22 protein-coding genes are annotated in these 26,032 nt (G+C 63.5%); 16 read left to right on the forward strand and 6 right to left on the reverse strand.

The genetic code is table 11. From position 1 onward, the window contains the following. Nucleotides 1–90: 90 nt before the first annotated feature. From JET14_RS14355 to JET14_RS14365, 3 genes are all read left to right on the forward strand, one after another. Nucleotides 91–1,623: an MFS transporter gene (locus tag JET14_RS14355; protein WP_200334412.1), complete on the forward strand. Its 1,533-nt coding sequence runs from the start codon at nucleotides 91–93 to the stop codon at nucleotides 1,621–1,623. A gap of 293 nt (nucleotides 1,624–1,916) precedes the next feature. Beyond that, nucleotides 1,917–2,393, forward strand: a complete 477-nt coding sequence (gene greA, locus JET14_RS14360) for a transcription elongation factor GreA (protein ID WP_024708186.1) — start codon at nucleotides 1,917–1,919, stop codon at nucleotides 2,391–2,393. Between the two features lie 84 nt (nucleotides 2,394–2,477). Then, complete coding sequence (locus tag JET14_RS14365; RefSeq protein ID WP_200334414.1) at nucleotides 2,478–3,317, forward strand: hypothetical protein; 840 nt, start codon at nucleotides 2,478–2,480, stop codon at nucleotides 3,315–3,317. A gap of 7 nt (nucleotides 3,318–3,324) precedes the next feature. On the opposite strand, the gene JET14_RS14370 is transcribed toward JET14_RS14365, so the two are convergent. The 5 genes from JET14_RS14370 to JET14_RS14390 form a co-directional block, all read right to left on the reverse strand. Beyond that, nucleotides 3,325–4,086 carry a sulfite exporter TauE/SafE family protein gene (locus JET14_RS14370; RefSeq protein WP_200334416.1) on the reverse strand — a complete coding sequence of 254 codons (762 nt, stop codon included), beginning with the start codon at nucleotides 4,084–4,086 and terminating at the stop codon, nucleotides 3,325–3,327. 45 nt (nucleotides 4,087–4,131) lie between these two features. Next, nucleotides 4,132–5,136, reverse strand: a complete 1,005-nt coding sequence (gene pta / locus JET14_RS14375; RefSeq protein WP_200334418.1) for a phosphate acetyltransferase — start codon at nucleotides 5,134–5,136, stop codon at nucleotides 4,132–4,134. Nucleotides 5,137–5,140: 4 nt separating this feature from the next. After that, a complete protein-coding gene (locus tag JET14_RS14380) occupies nucleotides 5,141–6,175 on the reverse strand; it encodes a YeiH family protein (protein WP_200334420.1) in 1,035 nt (344 codons plus the stop codon). Nucleotides 6,176–6,236: 61 nt separating this feature from the next. After that, nucleotides 6,237–8,009, reverse strand: coding sequence for a sulfoacetaldehyde acetyltransferase (gene xsc, locus JET14_RS14385; RefSeq protein ID WP_200334422.1), 1,773 nt, complete (start codon nucleotides 8,007–8,009; stop codon nucleotides 6,237–6,239). A gap of 45 nt (nucleotides 8,010–8,054) precedes the next feature. After that, a complete protein-coding gene (locus JET14_RS14390) occupies nucleotides 8,055–9,671 on the reverse strand; it encodes a GMC family oxidoreductase (protein ID WP_200334424.1) in 1,617 nt (538 codons plus the stop codon). 114 nt (nucleotides 9,672–9,785) lie between these two features. Between JET14_RS14390 and JET14_RS14395 the strand changes: the two genes are divergently transcribed. The 4 genes from JET14_RS14395 to JET14_RS14410 all read left to right on the forward strand — a co-directional run bounded on the left by JET14_RS14395 (nucleotide 9,786) and on the right by JET14_RS14410 (nucleotide 14,008). Beyond that, the gene (locus JET14_RS14395; protein WP_200334426.1) at nucleotides 9,786–11,021 is read left to right on the forward strand and encodes a TRAP transporter substrate-binding protein; all 1,236 of its coding nucleotides are present in this window, start codon (nucleotides 9,786–9,788) and stop codon (nucleotides 11,019–11,021) included. Nucleotides 11,022–11,137: 116 nt separating this feature from the next. Then, on the forward strand, nucleotides 11,138–11,812 hold the full coding sequence (locus tag JET14_RS14400; RefSeq protein ID WP_200334428.1) for a TRAP transporter small permease: 675 nt from the start codon (nucleotides 11,138–11,140) through the stop codon (nucleotides 11,810–11,812). A gap of 9 nt (nucleotides 11,813–11,821) precedes the next feature. Beyond that, nucleotides 11,822–13,183, forward strand: a complete 1,362-nt coding sequence (locus JET14_RS14405) for a TRAP transporter large permease (protein ID WP_200334430.1) — start codon at nucleotides 11,822–11,824, stop codon at nucleotides 13,181–13,183. A 45-nt stretch (nucleotides 13,184–13,228) separates the two neighbouring features. Beyond that, nucleotides 13,229–14,008: an IclR family transcriptional regulator gene (locus tag JET14_RS14410; protein ID WP_200334432.1), complete on the forward strand. Its 780-nt coding sequence runs from the start codon at nucleotides 13,229–13,231 to the stop codon at nucleotides 14,006–14,008. A 105-nt stretch (nucleotides 14,009–14,113) separates the two neighbouring features. On the opposite strand, the gene JET14_RS14415 is transcribed toward JET14_RS14410, so the two are convergent. Then, nucleotides 14,114–14,779: an EF-hand domain-containing protein gene (locus JET14_RS14415; protein ID WP_200334434.1), complete on the reverse strand. Its 666-nt coding sequence runs from the start codon at nucleotides 14,777–14,779 to the stop codon at nucleotides 14,114–14,116. Nucleotides 14,780–14,947: 168 nt separating this feature from the next. Between JET14_RS14415 and JET14_RS14420 the strand changes: the two genes are divergently transcribed. From JET14_RS14420 to JET14_RS14460, 9 genes are all read left to right on the forward strand, one after another. Beyond that, entirely contained in the window at nucleotides 14,948–15,670 is a 723-nt protein-coding gene (locus tag JET14_RS14420) for a response regulator (RefSeq protein ID WP_200334436.1), read from the forward strand. Then, nucleotides 15,667–17,079, forward strand: coding sequence for a sensor histidine kinase (locus JET14_RS14425; RefSeq protein WP_200334438.1), 1,413 nt, complete (start codon nucleotides 15,667–15,669; stop codon nucleotides 17,077–17,079). The genes JET14_RS14420 and JET14_RS14425 overlap by 4 nt, the downstream gene beginning before the upstream one ends. A gap of 671 nt (nucleotides 17,080–17,750) precedes the next feature. After that, nucleotides 17,751–18,842, forward strand: a complete 1,092-nt coding sequence (locus tag JET14_RS14430; RefSeq protein ID WP_200334440.1) for a GntR family transcriptional regulator — start codon at nucleotides 17,751–17,753, stop codon at nucleotides 18,840–18,842. Nucleotides 18,843–18,921: 79 nt separating this feature from the next. After that, nucleotides 18,922–20,187, forward strand: a complete 1,266-nt coding sequence (locus JET14_RS14435; RefSeq protein WP_200334442.1) for a Gfo/Idh/MocA family protein — start codon at nucleotides 18,922–18,924, stop codon at nucleotides 20,185–20,187. Then, nucleotides 20,184–21,743, forward strand: coding sequence for a hypothetical protein (locus JET14_RS14440; protein WP_200334444.1), 1,560 nt, complete (start codon nucleotides 20,184–20,186; stop codon nucleotides 21,741–21,743). The genes JET14_RS14435 and JET14_RS14440 overlap by 4 nt, the downstream gene beginning before the upstream one ends. Nucleotides 21,744–21,912: 169 nt before the next feature. After that, on the forward strand, nucleotides 21,913–23,181 hold the full coding sequence (locus JET14_RS14445; protein WP_200334445.1) for an ABC transporter substrate-binding protein: 1,269 nt from the start codon (nucleotides 21,913–21,915) through the stop codon (nucleotides 23,179–23,181). Between the two features lie 70 nt (nucleotides 23,182–23,251). After that, a complete protein-coding gene (locus JET14_RS14450; RefSeq protein WP_200334446.1) occupies nucleotides 23,252–24,196 on the forward strand; it encodes a carbohydrate ABC transporter permease in 945 nt (314 codons plus the stop codon). Continuing rightward, a complete protein-coding gene (locus tag JET14_RS14455; RefSeq protein ID WP_200334447.1) occupies nucleotides 24,193–25,026 on the forward strand; it encodes a carbohydrate ABC transporter permease in 834 nt (277 codons plus the stop codon). The genes JET14_RS14450 and JET14_RS14455 overlap by 4 nt, the downstream gene beginning before the upstream one ends. A gap of 4 nt (nucleotides 25,027–25,030) precedes the next feature. Continuing rightward, entirely contained in the window at nucleotides 25,031–26,032 is a 1,002-nt protein-coding gene (locus JET14_RS14460) for an ABC transporter ATP-binding protein (protein ID WP_200334448.1), read from the forward strand.

A 26,032-nucleotide genomic window follows, 5' to 3' on the forward strand; every position in this document is an offset into this window, starting at 1 on the left:
CCGAAATTGAAGAAACACAGCTTGCGCCGGAGACATCTCCGGCGCAAATTCCGTCTGCCGCTGACGCGGCCCAGGTTCGGAGAATCCCCCATGACTGAAATGGTCCCCGCAAAAGCCACGCGACGCGAATGGACGGGCCTCGTGGCCCTGTCCGTCGCCTGCCTTGTCTATTCCATGGATCTGTCGGTCCTGTTCCTCGCCATTCCCTCGATCGTGCGCGAACTCGAGCCGTCGGCCACGGAACTGCTCTGGATGAATGACATCTACGGCTTCATGGTCGCGGGCTTTCTCGTCACCATGGGCGGGCTCGGCGACCGGATCGGCCGACGCAGGCTGCTGATCCTGGGAGCCGCCGCCTTCGCCGCCGCTTCCGCCTTTGCCGCCTTTGCCCAAAGCGCGGGCATGCTGGTCTTCGCCCGCGCGCTTCTGGGGATCGCGGGCGCCACCATCGCGCCATCGACGCTTTCCCTGATCATGAACATGTTCCGCGACGAGGGCGAACGCAACCGCGCCATCGGCGTCTGGGGCACCGCCTTCGCGCTCGGCGGCCTTGTCGGACCGTTGATCGGCGGCGTCCTGCTGCATTTCTTCCACTGGGGATCGGTGTTTCTCATCAATGTGCCGATCATGGCGCTGCTGATTGCCTGCGCCCCCTTCCTGCTGCCGGAATACCGCTCCGGCGAGAGCCCGCGGCTGGACCTTGCCAGCGTCCTCCTCTCGCTTGCGACCGTTCTGCCGGTGATCTACGGCTTCAAGCACATGGCGATCTACGGCTTCGACGCGCCCTACCTTCTGCCGGTGGCCGCGGGGCTGATGTTCGGAGCGTTCTTCGTCAGGCGCCAGCGCGGACTTGCCGAGCCGCTGGTGGACCTGGCGCTGTTCCGCGCGCCGGCCTTCACCGTCTCCATGCTCGTCAATCTTTGCGGCGTGTTCTTCATCTTCGCCCTGTTCCTGATGCAGACCCAGTTCTTCCAGCTCGTGATCGGCCTGACGCCGCTTGAGGCGGCGCTCTGGGCCGCGATTCCCGGCCTGTTCTACACGGTCATGTCGCTTCAGGCCTATCGCGTCACCAATCATTTCGGTCCGGTGAGAACGGTCCTCGGCGGCCTTGTGATCTTTGCGGCCGGCGCCGCGCTGATGGGATTTGCCGCCTATGCGGAAAGCCTTGCGGGCGTTCTTTTCGCCAATGCCGTTCTCGGCGCGGGCTTCATTCCGGTGATGCTGACGACGACGGGCCTCATCGTCGGCTCCGCCCCGCCCGAGCGCGGCGGCGTGGCCTCGGCCATGTCGGAAACCAGCGCGGAACTCGGCGGCGCGCTCGGCGTCGGCATTCTGGGCAGCCTCGCGACGATGGTCTACCGGCTCGATATGGCAAGGGCCGATCTTTCGGACCTTCCCGCCGAAATTGCAACAGCGGCCGGCCAGACGCTTGCCGGCGCCGTCGACGGCGCCCGCGAGCTCGGATTGTCCGCTCCGCTCTGGCTTGCCACCGCCCGCTCCGCATTCAGCCTGAGTTTCGCGGTCTGCTCGGGCGTCGCCGCCGTCGCCCTCGTTCTCCTCGCACTCGCCGCGCAACGTATCTACGGCAGGCACGAGCCCCGGGTCGAAGCGACCGGCCACTGACCGTCTTGCAGGACGAAAATGCGACCCACGGATGCATGCACGCGTTTTGTCGCGCTTTCGATTTATCTGGAAATGGCGACCGCCCATCTGCTATAACGCGGATCAGGTTTGAAACTGGTTCCGGGGTCAACGCTCCGGAACCTGTTTCTTTTTCTGTGGCAAAACGGCCTGGGACTTCCTAAGTGGAGGGCTGTTTGTCTCACGACAGAACGCATGAACTGAAGAGGCGGCGGCGCGAAACGGCCTCCCATCGGGCCCGCCCGCCGCTTTGCCAATGACCGAAGGACAAGAATATGGTCGAAAAAGTACCGATGACCAAGGCCGGCGCGGAGAAGCTGAAGGAAGAGCTTCGCTGGCGCCAGCAGGAGGAACGTCCGCGCATCATTCAGGCGATCTCGGAAGCGCGCGCCCATGGCGACCTGTCCGAAAACGCCGAATATCATGCCGCCAAGGAGGCCCAGAGCTACAATGAGGGCCGCATCAGCGAGCTTGAGGACGTGACCACCCGCGCCGAAGTCGTGGATCCGGCCAAGATGACCGGCGACAAGGTTCGGTTCGGCGCGACGGTGAAGCTTGTCGACGAGGACACGGAAGAAGAAAAGATCTACCAGATCGTCGGCGACCAGGAGGCCGACGTGAAGTCGGGTAGGATTTCGATCTCCTCGCCGATCTCCCGCGCGCTCATCGGCAAGGAAGTCGGCGATTCGATCGAGGTCAACGCGCCGGGCGGCTCCCGCGCCTACGAAGTTCTCGAAATCCTGTGGCGTTGAGTCTGGCGGGAAGGCCATGCGCCATGCCCGCCAAACAGCCCATCCCCTGCCCGCGCCGGACGCTTCTCATCGGACGCCGATACCATGTCTTCTCTTTCGAACAGACCCGATGACGGGCTTCCGGAAGTCGGCCTTTCCGTCCTCACCTGGAAATCGCCGAAAACGCTGGAGCGCACCCTTCGTTCTCTCGGCCCGGTAAGCGATCTCTTCGCCGAGCGGAAGGTCGTCTGCCAGGAAGGCAGCCCGGAAGAGATGGAAATCGCCCGGGCCTTCGGGTTCGAGCCGGTCGCCACCGAGCATAATCTCGGCATCCAGGAGGGGCTCGCCCGTTGCGGGGAGGTCTTGTCCACCGAGCGCATCGTCATCGTCGAGGGTGACAACACGCTCGTCGGGAAAGACGGCGTACGCGACCTGATGATCCGTGCATTCCTGCTCTTTGATGCGCACAAGATGACCGCCTTCCAGCTCTCGGGGCGCAATCACACGCTTTCCAGCCGGTTCCTGCGCTACTGGAAAGCTGATGAACCGCTGAGGAAAACGCTGCGCGGCGTTCTGCGGCCGGGCGCGGCGCGGTTTCGCGTGCATGAATCCTTCGCCATGCCGACGACCCCCGCAAACGGAAACCGATACATCGCCAGGCTCGAAGACGAGCTCTACCTGACCCGGTCCGACTGCATCAGCTGGTCGAACCGCCCGTTCCTGACGAGCCGCGCGTTCTTTCTCGGCCCGCTGATGACGTTCGCCCGCCAGAACCCCGGCAAGAAGCGGGTCAACGGCTTGGCCGACCTCGAGCACCCGATCAACTGCCCGGCCAACCGCAAATGGTGGCGCGGCCTGCAGGCGAAGATCGGCGTTGCCTATCCCGGCCTGTTCGAACACGGTCGGCTCGAGCGGCCCGACGCCGACGAGAAGACGGAACTGTAGAACGCGCCTACCCGCCGAACCCTCCGTAGAGCCCGAGCGCGATGCTGAAGAGCGCCGAAAACTCCATGGCGGCAAGGGCAAGCACGCGATAGCCGTCATCCGAGCCGCGACGAAAACAGGCCGCCCCGAGCGCCGAGCCCGCATAGCAGAAGGGCGAGGAAATCAGTCCGAGCAGGATGATATCGAAGCCGAGGGTTCCGCGAACCGCCGCAGTCAGAAGCGCGAACGCCGCCATGATCGCAAACAGCAGGATCATCGAGGCCCGTTTTTCGCGCGGCGAGATGTCCCGCGCGAGGAAATAGGCGACCACGGGCGGCCCCGGCGCGGCCGCCAGTCCGCCGAACAGCCCGGACAGGAAACCGACCAGACCGGTCGACGCCGCGCCCATGTCGGATTTCAGCGAAAGCCCGAAAAACAGCACCAGCGCCGCCACGCCGGCAATCGCGCCGATGATGATCTGCGCCAGGTAAAGCGGCACGAAGCCTATGGCGATGAGCCCGATCGGCGTGCCGAGAAAGGCGGCGACGGCCAGAAGGAACACCGCCCTGCGATCGGCAAAGCCCAGGCACTCCCGCATGTCGAAGCTGCTGAGCACGATCTGGACCACCATCAGCGCCAGGATCGCGCTTTGCGGCGGCACCAGAAGAATGAGCAGCGGCATGGCGACCAGCGCCATGCCGAAACCGGCAAAGCCGCGAAAGAAGGCGCCGACCGAAAGGACCAGCGCAAAGCCGATATAGACGGGCAGGGAAAAGGCAAGTTCAGGCATCTGCCCGCCCGGGCCGCAACCGCCGCTTCCCCTTGCCCGCCGGCCTCATAGATGCGCGTCCACCTGGCAGGCCGTCACCGCGATCATGTCCAGCACATCCTCAGCCGAGCAGCCGCGCGACAGATCGTTCGCGGGCTTTGCCAGGCCTTGAAGCACCGGTCCGACGGCAGTGGCGCAGCCGATCCGCTCGGCGATCTTGTAGCCGATATTGCCGGCTTCGAGATTGGGGAAGATGAAGATGTTGGCTTCGCCGCCAAGCGGTTCGCCCGCGCCCTTTGCCCTGGCGATCTCGGGCACGAAGGCCGCGTCGAACTGCATCGGCCCGTCGACCAGAAGATCGGGACGGTTGAGTTTCACCAGCTTGACGGCCGCCTCCACCTTGTCGACCGAGGGGTGCGAGGCGCTGCCGCGCGTTGCGAAGGAGAGCATCGCGATCTTCGGCGTCTCCCCCGTCAACACATCGAAGGAATGGGCGGCCGCGATCGCGATCTTGCTCAACTCGCCCGGGTTGGGGTCGATCACGAGGGCGGGGTCGCAGAAGATGAAGGCGCCCTTCTTCGGGTGGTGCTCCGCCTCCATAAGCATCAGGAAAAAGCTGGAGACCAGACGCGTGCCGGGCGCAGGTCCGATCACCTGGATTGCCGTGCGCACCATGTCGGCCGTGGAATGATGCGCGCCGCCGACCGTGCCATCGGCATGGCCGGCCTTGACCATCAGCGCGGCGAAGACATGCGGTTCGCGCGCGATCCGCGCCGCGTCTTCCTCGGTAATGCCCTTGTGCTTGCGCAGCTTGAAATAGAGCGCGACCAGTTCGGACAGAAGCGGCGAGTTCTGCGGGTCCTCGGTCTCGATCGACGCCGGCAGCGTAAGGCCCAGCTGTGCGCAGCGCGCGGAAATCGTCTCGCCGTTGCCGACAAGAGCAATCCGCGCAAGCCCCCTCTCGACCGCCTTGCACGCCGCCTCCAGAATCCGGGGATCATCGACTTCCGGAAGCGCGATCTTCTTGTTGAGCCGCTTTGCCGCGGCCATGATCTTCTCAAGCGGTTTCATGCGTTCACCTCACGATCACAATAGTGCCCACCAGAACGATTGTGCCGATGAACAGGGTTTCCAGAACGATGAGCAGGATGGCCTGACCGCCGACCTGCAGCATGCTTTTGAGCGAGGTCTTCATGCCCACCGCCGCGACGGCGAAGAGCAGCGCCCAGCGCGAAATCTCGGCAAGCAGGCGGCCGAGCGCCTCGGGAACGAGGCCGAACGTGTTCGCCGCCGCCAGCACCAGAAAGGCGATCACGAAGAGCGGCAAGAGCGGCGGCCGGCCCGCCTCCGACACGTCTCCCGACATCTGGTTGCGAATGACGAGCGAGAGCACGAGAATGACGGGCGCGAGCATGGTCACCCGGATCAGCTTCACCAGCGTCGCCATCTCGCCGGCGGGAACCGATACGGAAAAGCCGGCGCCGACGACCTGGGCGACATCGTGGATCGTGCCACCCAGGAAGGTGCCCGACTGCAGATCGGTAAAGGCGAGCATGCTGGTCAGGATCGGGTAGAAGATCATGGCGATCGTGCTCAGGATCGTCACGCCCATGACGACGAAGATCAGATTGCGTTCCGAATCCTTGTCTTTCGGCAGGATGGCGGCAATCGCCATGGCGGCGGACGCGCCGCAAATGGCCACCGAACCACCGGAAAGCGCGCCGAAATGCCAGCTTCTGCCCATCAGCCGGGCCACCGCGACGCCGAAGAGAATGGTGCCGGCAACCGCCAGAACCAGAAGCAGCACCATCTGCCAGCCAAGCCCGATCAGCATGTCGGCGCTGATGCGCGCGCCCAAGATGGCAACGCCGAAGCGCAGCACCTTCTTCGCCGTCAGGTCGATGCCCGACGCCATGCGCGGATCTTCGGTGAGAAAATGAAAGGCGATGCCGATCAGCAGCGCCATCAGCATGGCCGGCGCACCGTAATGTTCGGCAAGAAACTGTGCCGCCGTCGCGATCAGCGCGCAGACCAGCAGCCCGTATTTGTTGATATCGAAAAACCTGCGGAGACGCGTGAGCGTATCGGCAGCCGGGCCATTATCGGCCATGCTCTTCCCTCCCCCGGAAGATCTTGGAAGGGCCGGAGACCGGCCCTTCCTCCTTGTGGTCTCAGGCGTCGGCGCGCATGTCGGCCGGGTCGATGCCGGCAACGGAAACCGGCTTCTTCATCGCATCGCGACGGAAGGGCTCGCCCAGTTCCTGGTTCAGGACGACCTCGATAAAGGTGGTCTTCTTCTCCTTCATCTGCCGCTCGATCGCCTTGTCGAGTTCGGCCGAAAGCGCCTCCATGGTGCTCACCTGCACGCCCTCGACGCCGCAGGCCCTGGCGATGTCGGCATAGCGCACATCGAGCGAGAGTTCGGTTCCCACGAAATTGTCATCGAACCACAGCGTCGTGTTGCGCTTTTCCGCGCCCCACTGATAGTTGCGGAAGATGACCATGGTGATCGCCGGCCAGCCCTCGCGCTTCAGCGAGACCATCTCGTTCATGGAGATGCCGAAGGCGCCGTCGCCGGCAAAGCCGATCACCGGCGTATTCGGCTGGCCGATCTTGGCCCCTGTGATGGCCGGAAAACCGTAGCCGCAAGGGCCGAAGAGGCCGGGAGCCAGATATTTGCGGCCCGCCTCGAAGGTCGGATAGGCATTGCCGATGGCGCAGTTGTTGCCGATATCGGAGGTAATGATCGCGTCCTTCGGCATGACCTTCTGGATGGCGCGCCAGGCCATGCGCGGGCTCATGCGTTCCGGTTCGCGGTTGCGGGCACGCTCGTTCCAGGTGGTGCCGACATCATCTTCCTCGTGATCGAGCGATGTCAGCTCCTGCGCCCAGGCGGACTTGGTATTGGCGATCAGCGCCTTGCGCTCGTCACGATCGACATCGCCCGCCGTGCCCGAGAGACGGTCGAAAATAGCCGTCGCAACCTTCTTGCTGTCGCCGACAATGCCGACGGTCACCTTCTTGGTGAGCCCGATGCGGTCGGGATTGATATCGACCTGGATGATTGCCGCATCCTTCGGCCAGTAATCGATGCCGTAGCCCGGCAACGTGGAGAAGGGATTGAGGCGGGTGCCGAGCGCCAGCACCACATCGGCCTTGGCGATCAGTTCCATCGCCGCCTTGGAGCCGTTATAGCCGAGCGGGCCGGCAAACAGCGGATGCGACCCCGGAAAGGCGTCATTGTGCTGGTAGCCAACGCAGACCGGCGCGTCGAGACGTTCGGCAAGCGCTTTCGAAGCCTCGATCGCGCCGCCGAGGACAACGCCCGCGCCGTTGAGAATGACCGGAAACTTCGCCTTGCTCAAGAGCTCCGCCGCGCGATCAACCGCTTCCTCGCCGCCGGCGGGACGCTCGAATTCGACGATGGCCGGCAGTTCGATATCGATGACCTGGGTCCAGAAGTCACGCGGCACATTGATCTGCGCCGGGCCGCAGGCGCGCTTGGCCTTCAGGATCACGCGGTTCAAGACTTCGGCGATGCGGGTCGGGTCGCGCACCTCTTCCTGATAGGCGACCATGTCCTTGAACAGCGCCATCTGCTCGACCTCCTGGAAGCCGCCCTGCCCCATGGTCTTGTTGGCGGCCTGCGGGGTGACGACCAGAAGCGGCGTATGGTTCCAGTAGGCCGTCTTCACCGGCGTCACCAGCGAGGTAATGCCGGGGCCGTTCTGCGCCACAACCATCGACATGCGCCCGGTGGCGCGTGAATAGCCGTCGGCCATCATCCCGGCATTGCACTCATGGGCGCAGTCCCAGAACGTGATGCCGGCGCGCGGAAACAGGTCGGAAATCGGCATCATCGCCGAACCGATAATGCCGAAAGCATGCTGGATGCCATGCATCTGCAGGACTTTGACGAAGGCTTCCTCGGTGGTCATTTTCATCGGGTTTCTCCTCTCCGAATTTTCGAAATCGTGTAGTCTGCGCCCTCAGGCGGAGCGCCGCGCGTCCTCGCGCACGAGATCGCTCAGTTTCTCGCCGATCATGATCGCCGGCGCATTGGTGTTGCCGGAGACGATCTCCGGCATGATCGAGCAATCGGCGACGCGCAGGCCCTGAACGCCGCGTACGCGCAGGCGCTCGTCCACGACGGCGCGTTCGTCCTGGCCCATGCGGCAGGTGCCGGTCGGATGGTAGATCGTTGTCGAATAGTCGCGCGCCCAGGCGAGCGTCCCCTCATAATCATCCATCGCCAGATCGCTGGAGGGCCGGAACTCCTCGGAAATCTTCGAGTTGAGCGGCGCCTGGCGGGCGATGCGGCGGGCAATGCGCACGCCTTCAACCACAGTTCGGCGATCCGTCTCGGTCGAAAGATAATTGGGATGGATCTTCGGATAGGTGCGCGGATCGGGGCCGTTCAGCACGATCTCGCCCCGGCTCTCGGGCCGCAGCTGGCAGACCGACATGGTGAAGGCGGAAAAGGGATGAACCCCCTCGCCCGGACTGTCCGCCGACCAGGGCTGGACGTGAAACTGGATATCGGGCGTTGCCACATGATCGCCCGTGCGCAGGAAGCCGGTCGCAAGGCTTGCGGCCATGGTCATGGGCCCTGCGCGGAAGAGCGCATATTTGAGCGCGATCCGTGCCTGGTTGAACAGCGACCGCACCTCGTCATTCAGCGTCGGCTCGTTGCACTTGAACACGAGGCGGGCCTGAAGATGGTCCTGCAGATTGCGACCGACATCCGGGGAATGGCGGACGACCTCGATGCCGTTCCTCTTCAGTTGCTCGGCATCGCCGATGCCTGAGAGCATCAGAAGCTGCGGCGAATTGATCGCGCCGGAAGACAGAATTACCTCGCGCCGCGCCGTGACCAGCGCCTCGCGCGTGCCGCCCGAAAGATAGCGCACGCCCGTGGCCCTGCCGTTTTCGATCACCACCTTCTCGACCAGCGCGCCGGTGACGACCGTGAGGTTCGGCCGTTTTTTAGCGGGTTTGAGAAAGGCGACGGCGGACGAACAGCGCCGCCCCTTGCGGGCCGTCAGCTGGAAATAGCCGACGCCTTCCTGCGTGGCGCCGTTGTAATCGGGATTGAAGGGGTAACCTTCCGCGGTGGCGGCCGCCACCCAGGCATCGCAGATCGGCCGCTGCAGGCGCATGTTGGAGACGGAAAGCTCGCCATCCGTGCCATGATATTCATCCGCGCCGCGCTCCTGGCTCTCCGAGCGCTTGAACAGCGGCAGCACGTCCTCCCAGCTCCAGCCGGCGTTCCCCATCTGCGCCCAGCGATCGTAGTCCTCCTTCTGGCCGCGCACATAGAGCAGGCCGTTGAGCGAGGACGAGCCGCCGAGCACCTTGCCGCGCGGCCAGTCGAGCGAACGGCCGTTGAGGCCCGGGTCCGGCTCGGTCTTGTAGCACCAATCGACGGATGGATTGTGCATCATGCGGAAATAGCCGACGGGGATGTGGATCCAGGGGTTCCAGTCCGAAGGCCCGGCCTCCAGCAGCACGACGCGCACGTTCGGATCCGCGCTCAGCCTGTTGGCGATCACACAGCCGGCCGAGCCCGCGCCGACAATCACATAATCCGCTTCCAGCCGCTCCATGAGCCCCCCTCAAGCCCTGAATTGACACAACGCAACGAAATTCCCTTGCAAGGACAGTCGATATATGATTGAAATCGATACTGCAAGTCTCATTTTTTCAGAGGGAGGGAAGAAATGACGGGACTGAATGAGAAACTGCGTGGCATTTCGCGACGCGATCTTTTCAAGCTTTCAGGGAAATTCGGATTGAGCTCGACGCTTCTGGCGGCAAGCTCGATGGCGGGCGTGGTAACGCTGCCGCGCCTGGTACAGGCGGTCGAATCGACCTATGAGAAGCGTTTTTCCAAGGAGCCGAAATACACGCTGAAATACGGTGCATCCGGTTTCAACGAGCGCAACCTGCTGATCGAGCGCGCCGGCTGCCTGGAATTCGCCCGCGACCTCGAGGAGCGCACCGACGGTCTCGTCCGTGTGGAGTTCATCGGCGACAACCAGATCTGCGGACAGCTGAACTGCGTCGAGAAGACCCAGCTCGGCATTATCGACATCTATGCCGCCTCGACCCAGAACTCGGCCGGCGGCGCGCCTTACCTGAACGTGCTGGACTATGCCTACATGTTCCCGGGTCGGGCTTCGCAGTATCACTTCCTGTACAGCCCCGGCTCCCAGCGCATTCTGCGTGATCCGCTGGAAAAGCGTCACGGGCTGAAGTTCCTGTTCTCGCATTGCGAACTGCGCGGCATCCAGCTTGGCCTCAAATATCAGGACAAGCCGACGGTGACCAAGCTGGAGGAGCTTTTCGGCACCAAGAACCGCGTGACCGGCACGCAGCTCGGCCGCATCGCCATGCAGCTTCTGAACCTCAATCCGGTTCCGATCGCCTGGGAGGAAACGCTCGACGGCCTGAAGCAGGGCCTGATCGACGGCGCGGAAACCTGGGCGTCTGCCGTGGCCTACGCCAACATGTCGCCGGTCGTCTCGCAGTCCGTCGACCTCAAGTTCTTCTGCGGCACGGAGCATACCTCCATGTCCTCCAAGGTGTTCGACAGCTTCGAACCGGACGTGCAGGACGCGGTGATGGAATCGTCCTATCTGACGCAGGTGCAGATCCAGGCGGCGAACGAGGCGGCGCTGGTGAAGACCGTCGGCTTCTCCGATCCGCAGCTTCCGGGCACCATCTTCGACGAATACAATGTGCGTCCGGCATTCCTGCCCGACGACCAGATCAAGATGGCGGAAGAAATGTGCTCGCCGGAATATAATCCCGAGCCCTGGGCACAGTGGCGCGAGCGGCTCAACAACTGGGCCGGCGGCATTGACACCTATGCGGAAATCAGCGCCATCGCCCGCGAAGTGCCGGCCGACATGAAGCCGGAGAATGTCGAACCCCGTCGCTGGTGGAAAAGCTGATCGCTGATCGGCCATGAAATGAAGACAGCCGGCATTCGGGAGGGATGCCGGCTGTTTGCGACTGCCGCCGCCTGCCCCCTGGGGCGGAAACCGGCGAGAACATTCTTTGGGAGGAGATGACGTTGGTGACGTTGTTGAACGAAGCCTGGTCGATTATCGCGGCAATTCCGAGCTGGGATTCCTGGACGATAAGCGAGACCCTGGGCACGAATGGCGCCTGGCTGGTGGGCCTTGTCGTCACGCTTCTCGGCGGCCTCCTGGTTGCCGTTCTCTATGCGCGCTTTCCCGCGCTTGAAAATCACTTCGAAAAATCGGTGATGATCTGGTCCTATCTGCTGATCGCCGCGATCATCGGCGTCGAGGTCGTTCGCCGTTTCGTCTTCTCGGTGCAGGCGCCCTGGTCGACGACGCTGCCGCCCTTCCTGTTCCTGATCATGAGCTGGGCGGGCTGCGCCTATAATCTGAAATTCCGCAATCACTTAAGTTTTGCCGAGTTCCGCTCGATGATGCCGCGGACGTTCCAGTTCGCCTGCCTCGTCATCGATGCCGTGCTCTGGCTCACCTTCTCCTGGGTCGTCGTCGTCACCTCGACGCGGGTCGTGTTCAACTCCGCGGCCAATTTCCAGATCCTGCTCGGCACCGACAATGTCATGCAATGGTGGCTGCTCATCTCCGTGCCCATCAGCTTCATCCTGATTGCCGGACGGGCCATCGAGAACCTTGCTATCGACTATCGCAAATACAAGAACGGCGCCGATCTCATTTCCGCGTCGACGCAATTCGGCGATTGAGGAGGCCCCATGTCAGACTCTCTTCTGGTTACCCTGATTTCGCTCGGCGCCACCGGCTTCTTCCTGACCGGCGTTCCCGTGCTCCTCGTCATCGGCCTTTGGGTGATCGGCATGAGCATGATGCTCGGCCTGCCGCTCGACAATCTCGGCTCCGCGCTGTCGGATGTCTTTACCGACGGTTTCGCGCTTCTGGCCATGCCGCTCTTCATCCTCACCGGCGACCTGATCAACCAGTCCGGCATTGCAAGGCGCATGTCCGACTTCGCCTATTCCTGCCTCGGCTGGCTGCGCGGCGGTCTCGCCATGGCGGCGATCGGCGCCTGCGGCCTGTTTGCCGCAATCTCCGGTTCGAATTCGGCGACGACGGCAACAATCGGCGCCATGTTGCACCCGGAGATGAAGAAGGGCGGTTATGACGAGCGCTTTTCGGCGGCGACGGCGGCTGCCGGCGGCACGCTCGGCATCATCATCCCGCCATCGATCATCTTCATCGTCTACGGCTTCCTGATGAACCTGCCGATCTCCGATCTCTTCGTCGCCGGCATCATTCCGGGCCTTCTGATGGGGCTTTCGATGATGTTCTTCTGCTGGCTGATCTGCCGGAAGAACGGCTGGGGCCACATCATCGCGCTGGAGCCGTCCCGCATCCTGAAGACCGGCATCGGCTCCTGGCTCGGCTTCTTCGCCATCGGCATCGTGCTCTGGGGCATCTACACCGGAAAATTCTCGCCGACCGAGGCGGCTGCCGTTACCGTCGGCTTCTGCGTGCTTGTCGGCTTCCTGTCGCTGCCGTTGCACCGGATGATGGGCTCCCCTTCCGAAGACCGTCCCCCGAACGAGCGCGGCTACGCGGAAATGCTGGTGGTGCGCGGCTTCACGCCGATCGACATCCCGTCAATCACCCTGCGCTCGGCCCAGATCACCGGCATTCTGGCGCCGCTGATCGCGATTTCGGTGGTGATGCAGCAGATCCTTTCGGTTCTGGGCGCCGAACAGGCGATCGGCGATTTCGTCCGGTCCATGGGCGGCTATTATCCGGTGCTGTTCACGGCCATGGCACTGGTGTTCATCACCGGCATGGTGCTGGAAAGCCTGCCGACGACGATCATCATGGCGCCGATCCTGGCGCCGATCGCCGCCTCCATCGGCGTTGATCCGATCCAGTTCGCCGTGGTCTTCCTGATCGGCGCATCGATCGGCTTCATCACCCCGCCCTACGGTCTCAATCTTTATGTGGCCTCGGGCGTTACCGGCGTGTCCTATTTCCGCATACTGCGCTATATCTACCCCTATATCGTCGCGCTGATTGCGGTGTGGGTCCTCGTCGCGCTTGTCCCGTCGCTTTCGACAATGCTAATCCCGCAGCGATGAGCCGGCGTTTCGCCAGATGAGATGAAAAGCGTTTGAGAGACGATATTGGACGATCAAGCCAGGGACGGACAGATACCGACAAACCTCCGCCTTCTGCTGGTGCTCGAAGCACTGGCGGAAGCCGGATCGCCCGTCACGCCGACCGAGGTGAACCAGAAGCTCGGCCTGCCGAAGCCGACAATCCACCGGCTGTTCGCCACGCTTGAGGCCGAAGGCTTCATCCAGCGCGAGATCGACGGGCGCGGCTATTGCCCCGGCCGCAGGCTGCGCGTCATGTCGGCGGGCATTCTCTCCTCGCTCAGGATCAGGACCGCGCGCGTGGCGATCCTCACCGAGCTTGCCGAGGCGATCAACGAGACCTGCAACATCTCGTTGCCGGATCTCGACGCCATGGTTTACCTGGAACGCGTGGAAACCAAATGGCCGCTCAGGATCCAGCTTCCCGTCGGAACGCGCGTGCCGTTCTACTGCACAGCCAGCGGCAAGATGTATCTGAGTTCGCTCGAGCGCAAGCATCTGGAAAACTACCTGCGCGCGACCGAACTTGCGCCGCGCGCGGCCAACACCATCACCGCCCCCGGCGATCTCGTCGCCGAACTCGACCGGGTGCGTGCGCGCGGCTATGCGACGGACAATGAGGAATTCATGGACGGCATGATCGCCGTCGCCGTGCCGATCCGCGACAGTTTCGGCCGTCTCGTCTCCGCGCTTTCGTTTCACGCGCCGTTGCAGCGGCTTTCGCTGGACGAGGCGATCAACAATGTCGACCGCCTGAACGCCGCCGCCGACAAGCTCTCGGCGCTGATCAGCAAGGCCGATCTCTGACGTGAAGGCCGGCGGCCCGTTCGCACGCCATAAGCCAGAACGACACAGCCGCCGCCCCTCGGGGACGACGGCTGAGCCACGGCGCACACCGCTTGATTTCAGCAATCAGTTGTTCGGGTTGCCCATGCCGCGCGGCATCAGCGGCTGCTGGCCCTGGTTGCCGGCCGGGCCCTGGGCGAAGGGCTGCTGCGGACCGGCTCCGGGAACCGGCAGTTGCGAAACCGCGACCTTGCCGTCGCCGTCGCTGTCGAGATACTGAAAGTGGCGCTCGAACATCGGACGTCCGACCTCGACCTGGAAGGCCTCGAACTCGTCCAGCGAAAGATAGCCGTCGCCGTTCTTGTCATACTGGCCAAGGTCGCCCATCATCTGCGGGCCGACCGCCGGGCCTGCGCCGCGCGCGCCATTGCCGGGCCCCGTGCCGGGACCGCGCATGCCGCCGGGCCCGAAATCGGCCTGCGGGCCGCCGCGCTGGCCCTGCATCATGCCGCGGCCATAGGCGCCATCGTCATTGCCGCGCATCGCCATTCGGCCGGGGCCCCTTTCGCCCTGGGCGAAGCCATTCTGGTCATAGCCGCGCTGCATCATGCCCTGGCGGCCGCCGGGGCCTCTTGCTGCGCCCTGCGGGCCGTCGCAATCGGTCATCATCTGGCGGGGCCCCTGGCCGCGACCGCCCCAGCTGTCGTCGGGACCGGCCGCGAGGGCGGGAACGGCAGCGCCGCCGATGAGTGCTGCAACCAGTCCTGCTGCGAAGATTGTTCTGCGTTTCATGACATCGCTCCTTTCGATCTGTCGATGCCGCCAATCTGACGCTCCTCTGTCGCAGCATGATGCCGGGATGGCGCTTTATTGTATCCATTGGTCGCAGGGCTCTCAGCCTGATACAAAACGTGACACAGTTTTGCGCAACCGGTCGCCCGGCTGGGCTATGGTGAGACCATGAACAACGAACCGCACATCCTGATCGTCGACGATCACAGGGACATCCGCGATGCCGTGCAGACCTACCTGCAGAAGAACGGCTACCGGGCGACCGCCGTGCGCGATGCACAGGAAATGGACGAGAAGCTGCGCGGCGGCAGTTTCGACCTGATCGTGCTGGACGTGATGATGCCGGGCGAGGACGGCATTTCCGTCTGCCGGCGTCTCAGCGCGGAGGGCAGCGTGCCGATCCTGATGCTGACCGCGCTCGGCGAGGAGACCGACCGGATCATCGGCCTGGAGGTCGGGGCGGATGACTATCTGCCGAAACCGTTCAACCCGCGCGAGCTTCTGGCCCGCATCCGCGCCATCTTGCGGCGCGCGGAGCGCCAGCCGAAAATCCCCGGCGCGCCCGCCGGCGAAAGACTGCGCTTTGCAGGCTGGACGCTCGACACGGACACGCGCCGCCTGATCGCCGACGACGGGCGCGAGGAGGTGCTGACGACGGCCGATTTCCGGCTTCTGACCGTACTTCTCGCGCGCCCGCGCTTCGTCCTGAGCCGCGAACAGCTTCTCGACGCCACCTCCGGACGCAGCGCCCATGTGTTCGACCGCACGATCGACAACCAGATCAGTCGCCTGCGCCGCAAGATCGAGCCGGATCCGGCAAGCCCCGCAATCATCGTGACGGTGCGCGGCGGCGGCTACTCGCTCGCCTGCGACGTGGAGCATGTGTCGTGAGAGCGCTTCTTCCCCGCACCCTGCGCGGCCAGATCATCGCGCTCATCGTCGTGGCGCTGGCGATCGCTCAGGCGCTGACGCTCTGGCTCTTCGTCGACCAGCGCGCGCTCGCCGTGCGCTCGGCCCTTGCCATCGAGGCGGCGGACCGGGCCGGCAGCACGGCGCGCCTGCTGGAAGATGCGCCGCAGGATCTCCGATCCGAGATCCTGCAGGCGGCAAGTTCCTCGCTCGTGCGCTTCACCATCGGCCCGACGCCGCTCGTCACGGGCGAGACCGGCAATGCGCCGAACTGGATCGAGCGGCGGATCCGCGCCGTCCTCGCTACCGACGATCCGCGCGCCGTCCGCGTCGATCTGCACACCGAGCAGCCGCGCCCGCCGCCGCGCGCCGGGCCTGCTCCAGGACAGGGCCAGATGCATGGCATGGGCCAGATGCGCGCCCCGCCCGGCCAGCCGCCGGTGAGCACGACGGCGCTCGATCTTTCGATTGCGCTTGCTGACGGAAGTTGGCTCAATGTCACCTCCCGCTTTCGCGACCCGCCCTATCAGTGGGTATGGTCGGAGGCGGTGCCCTTTGCGCTGACGGCGGGGCTTCTGGCGATTGTCCTGTGGTTCGCCCTTGCAAGGCTGACCGGGCCGCTACGCTCGCTTGCCGGCGCCGCCGACCGGCTCGGCCGCGGCGAGGACGTGGAGCCGATTGCGCCCACCGGGCCCGAGGAAATGCGCCGGCTTGCCCTCTCCTTCAACGACATGCAGGCCCGGCTCGACCGTTTCGTGCGCGAACGCACCCAACTGCTCGGCGCGCTCGGCCATGATCTGCGCTCGCCGCTGACGGCGCTGAGGGTCCGCGCGGAGATGGTGGATGACGAGGAGACCCGCGAGCGCATGATCGCCACGATCGAGGAAATGCGGGAGATGGTGGAGGCCACGCTCGCCTTCTCGCGCGGCATGGCGATGAACGAACCCGTCGAGACGGTCAGCCTTGCGGGTTTCATCGGCGGGCTTGCGAGGGAGTTCGACGAAACGGGACTGGCCGTGACGACGGGCGAGATCGACGATGCCGAACTCAGGATCCGGCCGCTTTCCATGCGCCGCGCGCTGCGCAACCTGATCGAGAACGCCGTGCGTTACGGCGGTCGCGCCGCGGTGTCAGCAAAGAAGCAGAACGGTTCGATCGTGATCCGGATTGATGACGAGGGTCCCGGCATTGACGCCCGTGAACTGGAGCGGGTGTTCGAGCCCTTCGTGCGGCTCGAGACATCGCGCTCTCGCGAAACGGGCGGGGTCGGCCTCGGCCTCTCGATCGCCCGCGCCGCCGTCATCGCCCACGGCGGCGGCATCACCCTTGAGAACCATCCGGAAGGCGGCTTGCGGGTGACCGTCACCCTTCCGCGCGAACAGACAGCCTGATACATCGCGCGAGCGGACCGCGCATTTATCTTTTGCGCGATCGTCATCAAAAATACACGTTATAGTTTAATTATCCCAAAAAAGCACCGGTCAATCTCCGATGGTCAGCAAATTAAACTTGATCTGGTACCGCAACCATCTTATGAAAGTCTTATCTTACCAAAAACAACCGAGATGCACAGCCGAAGAAGAATTGTTTTTCTGTCCGCCGCAAAAGGAGCCTGTGTAAACAAACGGCCAATCGCAGATTATTTTTATTTCGGCGCCGGGGACGCGCCGCAGACTACGACGATTCTCATTTGTATTTCTGTCGTCGGTCCGAATATCCGCAGGATTTTCGTGCCGGCGTATTCGATAATTCGTAAATTTACAGACCAGAAAAATCGACTATCAATAAAAAGATTGTTTCATGAGACTTTTTCATTGCACCTATTGTGGGCACAAGCTCCGCTTCAGGCAAACAGCGTGCTCGCAATGCTATCAACCAACGCCATACTACAACCGTCTTCGCTTTTGGCTCATACTGGCGCTGGCGGTGCTGGCCGCAGCGGCGGCCTTCGCGCTGTCGCTGGTCGTCTAGCGCATCAATAGGTTTGAGCGACCGGCCGTGACGCCGGGTGGCGGGGATCGCCCCGCTTGCCTCGGGTTTATTTTATACTCATAATACCCGGATGCAAACCAGGACAAGACAGGTCATCGCCGCGATCGAACGATGGACGGAGCGGAAGATCGCGAACGCCGAACCGGGCGAACGCCTTCCGACCATACGGTATCTGATGCGGGAATTCGGCACCGCCCAGCGCACTGTCGAGGCCGCGCTGAAACCGTTCCTCGAAGACGGGCGCCTCGTCGCCCGCCCCGGCGCCGGCATCGTCGTTGCCGAAAATCCGGTGGAGGCCGCGCGCGCGGACTATGCCGCCGACCTGCTGATTCTCTATCGCAACTCTGACAGCCGGCTGGCGCGGGTGACCCTGCAGGAGGTCGCGGCACGGCTGAAGGCCTCCGGCTCCTCGGTGCTGCAGCTCGGCTTTTCGGGCGATGCCCAGGCGATCGATGTGCTGGAACGGATCGGGCGGTTCCGCACCTGCCTCATCCAGGTCAACTTCGAGATCCTTACGGTTGCCTTTCTGGCGGCGCTCCACAGGCAGGCCGACCACATCGTCATCGACGGCGTATCGGCAACCGGCATCGACGTCGATGCGATCGGCACCAACTGGCGCGAGGCGCTGTCAATCGCCTTCCGCGCCGTTCGGGAAAACGGCCACGAGAAGATCGCCTTCCTGACGTCTGCCCATCACGCCCGCCAGATCGCCATGGCGCGGCGCGAGTTCGAGCTGCTCGGCAGCGCGCTTCCCGACCCTTCCCAGCGCTGGCTGATCGAACTCAACGCCCTTCCCGGCAGCTACCAGATCGACGATATCGCCATGGCGATCGGACGCCATGCAGACGACAGGGGCCGGCTCCCCTTTACAGCGCTCATCGTCTGGGGCGTGGTCGAGGGCTTCATTCTGGAGCGGGCGCTCTCCGAACTCGGCCTGGAAGCCGGGCGAGACCTCAGCGTCATCATGCTCGGCAGTACGGACTTCCAGTCGGAACATCTCGGTCGCTTCGATGTGGTCGGCAACAGCCACGCGGAAAAGCTCGCCGTGTTCGAGCGGATCATCGCGGAGCGGATCGCCGACAGACCGCACGAACCGCAGACCCATTACCTTCCGATCTCCCATGTGCGCCATGGCTCCGTCATCGATCTGTCCACCGATTGAGTACATATGATATTGTAGCCATATATATACTCAAATAGCATCCGATGCCGATGACAATGATCAAGTCCAGAGGCGTTGCATGCTCCACGAGCCGGTCCAGCAAAAAACAACAGGCGTCGCCATTATCGGCGCGGGCGAGCGCGGCATTTATTATGTCGGCTCCCGCATGGCCGAGATTGCCGGCGAAACCGGCTTTCGCGTCGTTGGCGTGTTCGACCGGCTGCAGGACCGCGCGGGCTATGCCGCCGACCACCTGAACGCGCTTTACGGCAAGGCCGGCGTGCAACACGCCGTGCGTGTCTTTGCAAGCCTGGAGGAGGCCGTCTCTGATCCCGCCGTCGACCTTGTGGTGGTCACCACCCATACCAATGCCCACCGTGCTCCGGTGGAAGCCGCCATCGCCGCCGGCAAGCGCGTCTATCTCGACAAGCCGATCTCGGTGACGCTTGAGGATGCCGAGGCCATTCTGGCGGCTGAGCAGAAGGCCGGCCAGCCGATGCTGATGGCCTTCACCCGGCGCTATGAAAAGCCCTGGGTGGAGACGGTGAAGCTTGCCCATGAAGGCCGCGTCGGGGACCCGCAGATGATCCTTCTGCGCTCGGTCATTCCCTATACCCGCTATCTGCAGCTCTGGCACCGCAAGCAGGCGCTTTCGGGCGGCGCGCTCAACGACAAGTGCTCGCACCATTTCGACGTGCTGAACTGGGTCGCCGCATCCACGCCGGTTTCCGTCACCGCTGTCGGCGGCCGAAGCAATGTGTTTCCGCCCGATCCGAATGCGCCGGAACGCTGTTCGCTCTGCGACCGCGACTGTCCCTATCGCCGGCACGAAACCCTCGTCGACCGTTTCGAAGGCGCCGGCGCAGTCGCCAATGCAAGCTGGAGCGAGGCGGCGTTGATCGAGGACCGCAACGACACCTGTGTCTACCAGCCGGGCGCGGATATCGACGACCACGCCATCGTCACCATCCGTTACGCGAATGGCGTCACGGCCTGTCTGTTCTTCGCCATCTTCGGCCCCTGGGCGGAGGATCAGGAAACGCTCGAGATCGTCGGCTCCTCCGGCCGCATCCGCATGGAGCGCCATTCCGGCGAAATCGACATCGTCGAGGATTACGGCCGCAAGCACGGCACGCTCGGCTTTACCAATCCGGACCGAACCTCGACCCATTTCGGCGCCGATCTCGAACTCGTCAGGACGCTTCGCCGCTTCATGGATGGCGAAAACCCGCCGGTCGGAATCGAAGACGGGCTGGCCTCGCTGCGCCTCGTGCTCGCCGCGCAGAAATCGATGAAGAACGGCGGCATGCCGGTGGATCCGGCAACACAGGAATTTGCCCGATGACCAGACGCTTTCCCGAACGCCTGACCCCGCTCGCCAACCGGTTGGGCCTGCAGCCGTTTTATGGCGACATCCATAACCACTCGGCGCTGTCCTATGGCCATGGTCGGCTGGAGGACGCGCTGGCGCGGGCCGCACTGCAGCTCGATTTCGTCTCCGTCACCGGTCACGCCGCCTGGCCGGACATGCCGGTCGACGTGCCGGAGGTGGCTCATATCGTCGACTTCCACGTCAAGGGTTTCGCCAGGCTGAAGGCCAACTGGAAGGGCCATTTCGAGACGCTTTCGGCGTATGACAATCCGGGACATTTCGCCGTTTTCCCCGGCTACGAAATCCATTCCTGCGCACATGGTGACTACACCATCGTCTACGCCGATCTTGACGTGGCGGAGCCGGAACTGGCCGACACGCCGGAAGACCTGAAGTCCGCGCTGACGGCCGCCAAGGGGGACCGCGCCGTCGCTTTCCCGCATCACATCGGCTACCGGCAGGGCGCGCGCGGCATCAACTGGGACACGTTCGATCCGGACCTTTCGCCCTTCGTCGAGATGTTTTCCATGCATGGCTGCGCCGAGGAATCGGAATCGGAGCGCTCCTATCTGCATTCCATGGGGCCGGTGAACGGCGCCTCGACCATGCGGGCGGGGCTGAGGCGCGGCGCGGTCTTCGGCATTGTCGGCAATACCGACCACCACTCCGCCTTTCCCGGTTCCTACGGCCATGGCCGCATGGCGGTCTATGCCGGGGCGGACGATCGCGACGCAATCTTCGCGGCCATGCGCGCGCGGCGCACCAATGCGCTGACCGGCGACAATATTCACCTTCTGACGGCAATCGGCGACACGGTTCAGGGCGGCATCACCGCCCCTTCGGACAAGGCCACACTCGATATCGAGGCCATCGGCGGCGGTTTCATCGACGTCATCGACGTCTTCCGCAATGGCGCGCTTTTTGCCCGCATCTCGCCGGAACTCGAGCCCGCTCCGGTAGACCCCGGCGACGGCGCCACGACGGAGACCATTCTCCATGTCGAACTCGGCTGGGGCGCGCGCGGCAAGAGCCACGACTGGGCGGGAACGCTCAGCCTCGAAGGCGGCGAGATCCTGAGCGTCGATCCGCGCTTCCGCGGCGCGGAGATCGTCTCGCCGCTCGAAGGCGAAGACGAGGCGGCGGTGCTGCCGACGCTTGGCCTCGCCGACGGCAAGGTGACCTTTTCCGTCACCGCCGCGGCCAACCCCAACAACGTCACCTCGGCAACGCAAGGCTTTGCCATCCGCCTCAGGACGAAGCCGGGTGCGCGGCTGAAGGCCGCGCTTTCCGGCAAACCACTGGACATCGCGATCGACGACCTTTTCGAGGGCGCGGTCTCGGGCAATCTCGGCCCGATCGACAGCCCCGCCTACCGGTTCCACGCCCTGCCCCGCCCGCATCAATGGCAATGGCAGGGTGGCCTGGCCCTCGGCGCGTTTGAGGCCGGCGAGAACATCTATGTGCGACTGCGCGAGAAAACCGGCCAGATGGCCTGGACCTCGCCGATTTTCTGCAGAAAGGAGGCGTAATCGGACCAGTCAGACTTCGCGGGTCTTCGGACCGGCGTGAACCAGGCAATCGGGGCGGAATATCGCCGGATTGCCATCAGAAAGGAAAGGCCGACCGAAACGGGCGGCATTCCAACAAGCGGGAACTTTTCAAAACCGGTCCGCACAGCGACCGGAGGGAGAACTGGCAATGAAGCATTTCAAGACATTCACCGGCGTTCTGCTCGCCGCAAGCGCGCTGATGTCGGTTTCGGCCGGCGCCGTCGAACTCAACATCGTCCACGGCGCAATCGGCAAGGACAATGAGGTCCTGCGCAAGGAGCTCGACCGCTATGAGGAGATGACCGGCAACACCGTCAACATCGTCTCCATGCCGGAATCGACCACCGACCAGTTCGGCCAGTACAAGCTCTGGCTTTCGGCCAAGTCACCGGATATCGACGTCTACCGCATCGACGTCATCGGCGCGCCGCAGCTCGCCAGCCATTTCGTCGACCTGACGGAAGCGACCGCCGATATCATCGACCAGTTCGTGCCGGCAGCCGTCGAATCGCAGACCGTCGACGGCAAGCTCGTCGCGCTGCCGATGTTCCTCGGCGCGCCGGCACTCTACTACCGCAGCGACCTTCTGGAAAAATACGATCAGCCGGTGCCCGAAACCTGGGAACAGATGACCGAGACCGCGCAGATCATCATGGATGGCGAGCGGGCCGAGGGCAATGACGACATGTGGGGCTTCGTCTTCCAGGGCGCGCCCTATGAGGGGCTGACCTGCGACGGCCAGGAGTGGATCTATTCCTATGGCGGCGGCCGCATCGTCGAGCTTGACGGCTCGATCGCCATCAACAACCCGGAAGCGGCCGAAGCGCTGAACATGGCGAAGTCCTGGGTTGGCACGATCGCGCCGCAAGGCGTTCTCAACTACATGGAAGAGGACGCGCGCGGTGTGTTCCAGTCGGGCAACGCCGTCTTCATGCGCAACTGGAACTACGCCTATGCGCTGGCCGATGGCGAGGATTCCCCGGTCAAGGGCAAGTTCGACGTGACCACGCTGCCGGTCGGCGGCGAGGGCGACAGCTCGGCCGCGACGCTGGGCGGCTGGCATCTCGCCGTTTCCAAATATTCGCCCAATCCGGACGAGGCGATCGAACTGGTGAAGTTCCTCAACAACTTCGAAAACCAGAAGGAACGCGCGATCGAAACCTCGCGTCCGCCGACCGTGACCGCCGTCTACGACGATCCGGAAGTGGCCGAGGCCCAGCCCTTCATCCCGCGCTGGAAGCCGGTCGTGCTCAACGCCCTGCCGCGTCCTTCCGCCGCCACCAAACGCAAATATAACGAGGTCTCCTCGGAATTCTGGACCGCCGTGCATGATACGCTTTCGGGCGACGGCACCGCCGAGCAGAACCTCGCCAAGCTGGAAGCAAAGCTGAAGCGCCTGCGCGGCAACGGCTGGTAAGATCGGCCGGCGCCGCGCGGCAAACGACCGCGCGGCGCCGTCTCAACCAATGACAAGAAGGGAACGGAACATGGCAGAACCGGTCGAAAAATCGACCCTGTCACAACAGCGGGTGATGTCCGCCTGGGTCTTCCTGGCGCCGATGCTCGCGGTGCTTGCCGTGGTCGCGGTCTATCCGCTGGTCAAGACGATCTATTTCGGCTTCACCGACGCATCGATCGATTTTCCCGGCCAGGCGCAATGGGTCGGCTTTCGCAACTATCTCGAATATCTCGATTATGGCGGCGGCGAAGGCGAATATTACGGACTTCTGGCCGATCCGGACTGGTGGCGGGCCGTCTGGAACACGCTGCGTTTCACCTTCTTCTCGGTGCTGTTCGAAACCATTTTCGGCATGATCATCGCGCTCGTGCTCAACACCCAGTTCTTTGGCCGCTCGCTGGTGCGCGCCGCCGTCCTCATCCCCTGGGCGATCCCCACCATCGTCTCGGCCAAGATGTGGGCCTGGATGATGCATGACCAGTTCGGGATCCTGAACGACATGCTGATGAAGCTGCATATCATCTCGGAGCCCGTCGCCTGGACCGCCGATCCCGATACCGCGATGCTTGCCGTTTTGATCGTCGACATCTGGAAGACCACGCCCTTCATGGCGCTCCTGATCCTTGCCGGCCTGCAGATGGTGCCGAAGGACATGTATGAGGCGGCAAAGCTCGACGGCATTCATCCCGTCCGCGTGTTCCGAAAGGTCACCTTGCCGCTGATCATGCCGGCGGTGCTGGTGGCGATCGTGTTCCGCGCGCTCGATGCGCTGCGCGTCTTTGACATCGTCTATGTGCTGACCCCCAACAACGCCAATACGGCCACCATGTCGGTTTTCGCGCGCGAGAACCTGTTCGATTTCGATCGCTTTGCCTATGGCTCGGCGGCCTCCACGCTGCTGTTCCTGATCATCGCGCTTCTGACGATCGGCTTCATCCGCGCCACCCGCATGAACCTTGGAGGCGACAGATGACCGTCCCCGCACCGATCAAACGCCTCGCCTTCTATGCCCTGGTTCTGCTTATCCTCGCCCAGGCCCTGTTTCCCTTCTACTACGCCATCCTGACGTCGCTGGAAAACGGTCAGGCGCTGTTTGAGGTGAACTATCTGCCGAAGGCGCTGACCTTCGCCAACTACGAACACATGCTGACCGACGGCGTATTCGGCCACCAGATCTTCAATTCTGTGTTCGTCGCCACCGTGGTCGTGATCTTCTCGCTGTTCCTCGGCGTCACCGCGGCCTTTGCCTTGAGCCGCATCCGGTTCAGGGGACGCGGCATGCTGCTCTTCACCATTCTCTCGGTGTCGATGTTTCCGCAGATCGCCGTGCTCTCCGGCCTGTTCGAGCTGATCCGCGCCTTCGGCCTGTTCAACTCGCTCTGGTCGCTGGTGTTTTCCTACATGATCTTCACCCTGCCCTTCACGGTCTGGGTGCTGACCACCTTCATGCGCGACATGCCGATCGAGATCGAGGAGGCCGCGATCATGGACGGGGCATCGTCCTTCACCATCATCCGCCGCATCTTCCTCCCGCTGATGTGGCCGGCAATGGTGACGACCGGGTTGCTCGCCTTCATCCATGCCTGGAACGAGTTCCTGTTCGCCCTCACCTTCCTCTCCACCGACAGCCAGCGCACCGTGCCGGTGGCGATCGCGATGATCTCAGGCCTTTCCGAGTTCGAGGTGCCGTGGGGCAATATCATGGCGGCGTCCGTGATCGTCACCGTGCCGCTGATCGCGCTCGTCCTCGTCTTCCAGCGCAAAATCGTTTCCGGCCTGACCGCCGGCGCCGTGAAAGGATAGTCTCATGGCCTCCATCGAACTTAACAAGATCTGCAAGTCCTTCGGCCATGTCGAAGTGCTGAAGGATATCGATCTCACCCTCGAAAAGGGCGAGTTCATCGTCTTCGTCGGCCCGTCCGGCTGCGGCAAGTCCACGCTGCTGCGCCTGATCGCCGGGCTTGAGGATATCTCCGGCGGCGATCTGATGATCGACGGCGAGCGCGTGAACAACGTGCTGCCGGCCAAGCGCGGCATCTCCATGGTGTTCCAGTCCTACGCGCTTTATCCGCACATGACGGTCTACGAGAACATGGCCTTCGGTCTGGAACAGGCCAGGCTCAACAAGGCCGAGGCCGACAAGCGCATCCGCGAGGCGGCCGAGATGCTGCAGATCACGCCCTTTCTCGACCGCAAGCCGCGCCAGCTTTCCGGCGGCCAGCGCCAGCGCGTCGCCATCGGCCGGGCGATCACCCGCCAGCCGCGCATCTTCCTCTTCGACGAGCCGCTGTCGAACCTCGACGCGGCACTCCGGGTCGATACCCGGATCGAGATCGCCGCACTCCACAAGCGCATGAAGGGCGTCACCATGATCTATGTGACCCATGACCAGGTCGAGGCGATGACCCTTGCCGACCGCATCGTGGTGCTGAACGCCGGACGGGTTGAGCAGGTCGGCACGCCGATGGAGCTCTACATGAAACCCGCCAGCCGCTTCGTCGCCGAATTCATCGGCTCGCCGCGCATGAATGTGATCGAGGGCGAGATTGCTGACGGGTTCGGCGCGGCGGCCTGCGGCATCCGCCCGGAACATCTCGCGATTTCGCGAGAAGATGGGCGCTGGTCCGGGAAAGTGCTGCTTTCAGAGGAACTTGGAAGCGATACCTATATCCATGTCGAAACCGAGAATGCCGGCATGCTGAATGTCCGCGCGCCGGGCGCGCAGGATTTCGAAGCCGGCGAGACGGTCTTCGTGACGCCGGATGAGACGGCGCTTCACCGCTTCGACGCTGCCGGCGCGGCGATCTAG

The sequence above is a fragment of the Martelella lutilitoris genome, from assembly GCF_016598595.1.
Taxonomy (GTDB): domain Bacteria; phylum Pseudomonadota; class Alphaproteobacteria; order Rhizobiales; family Rhizobiaceae; genus Martelella; species Martelella lutilitoris_A.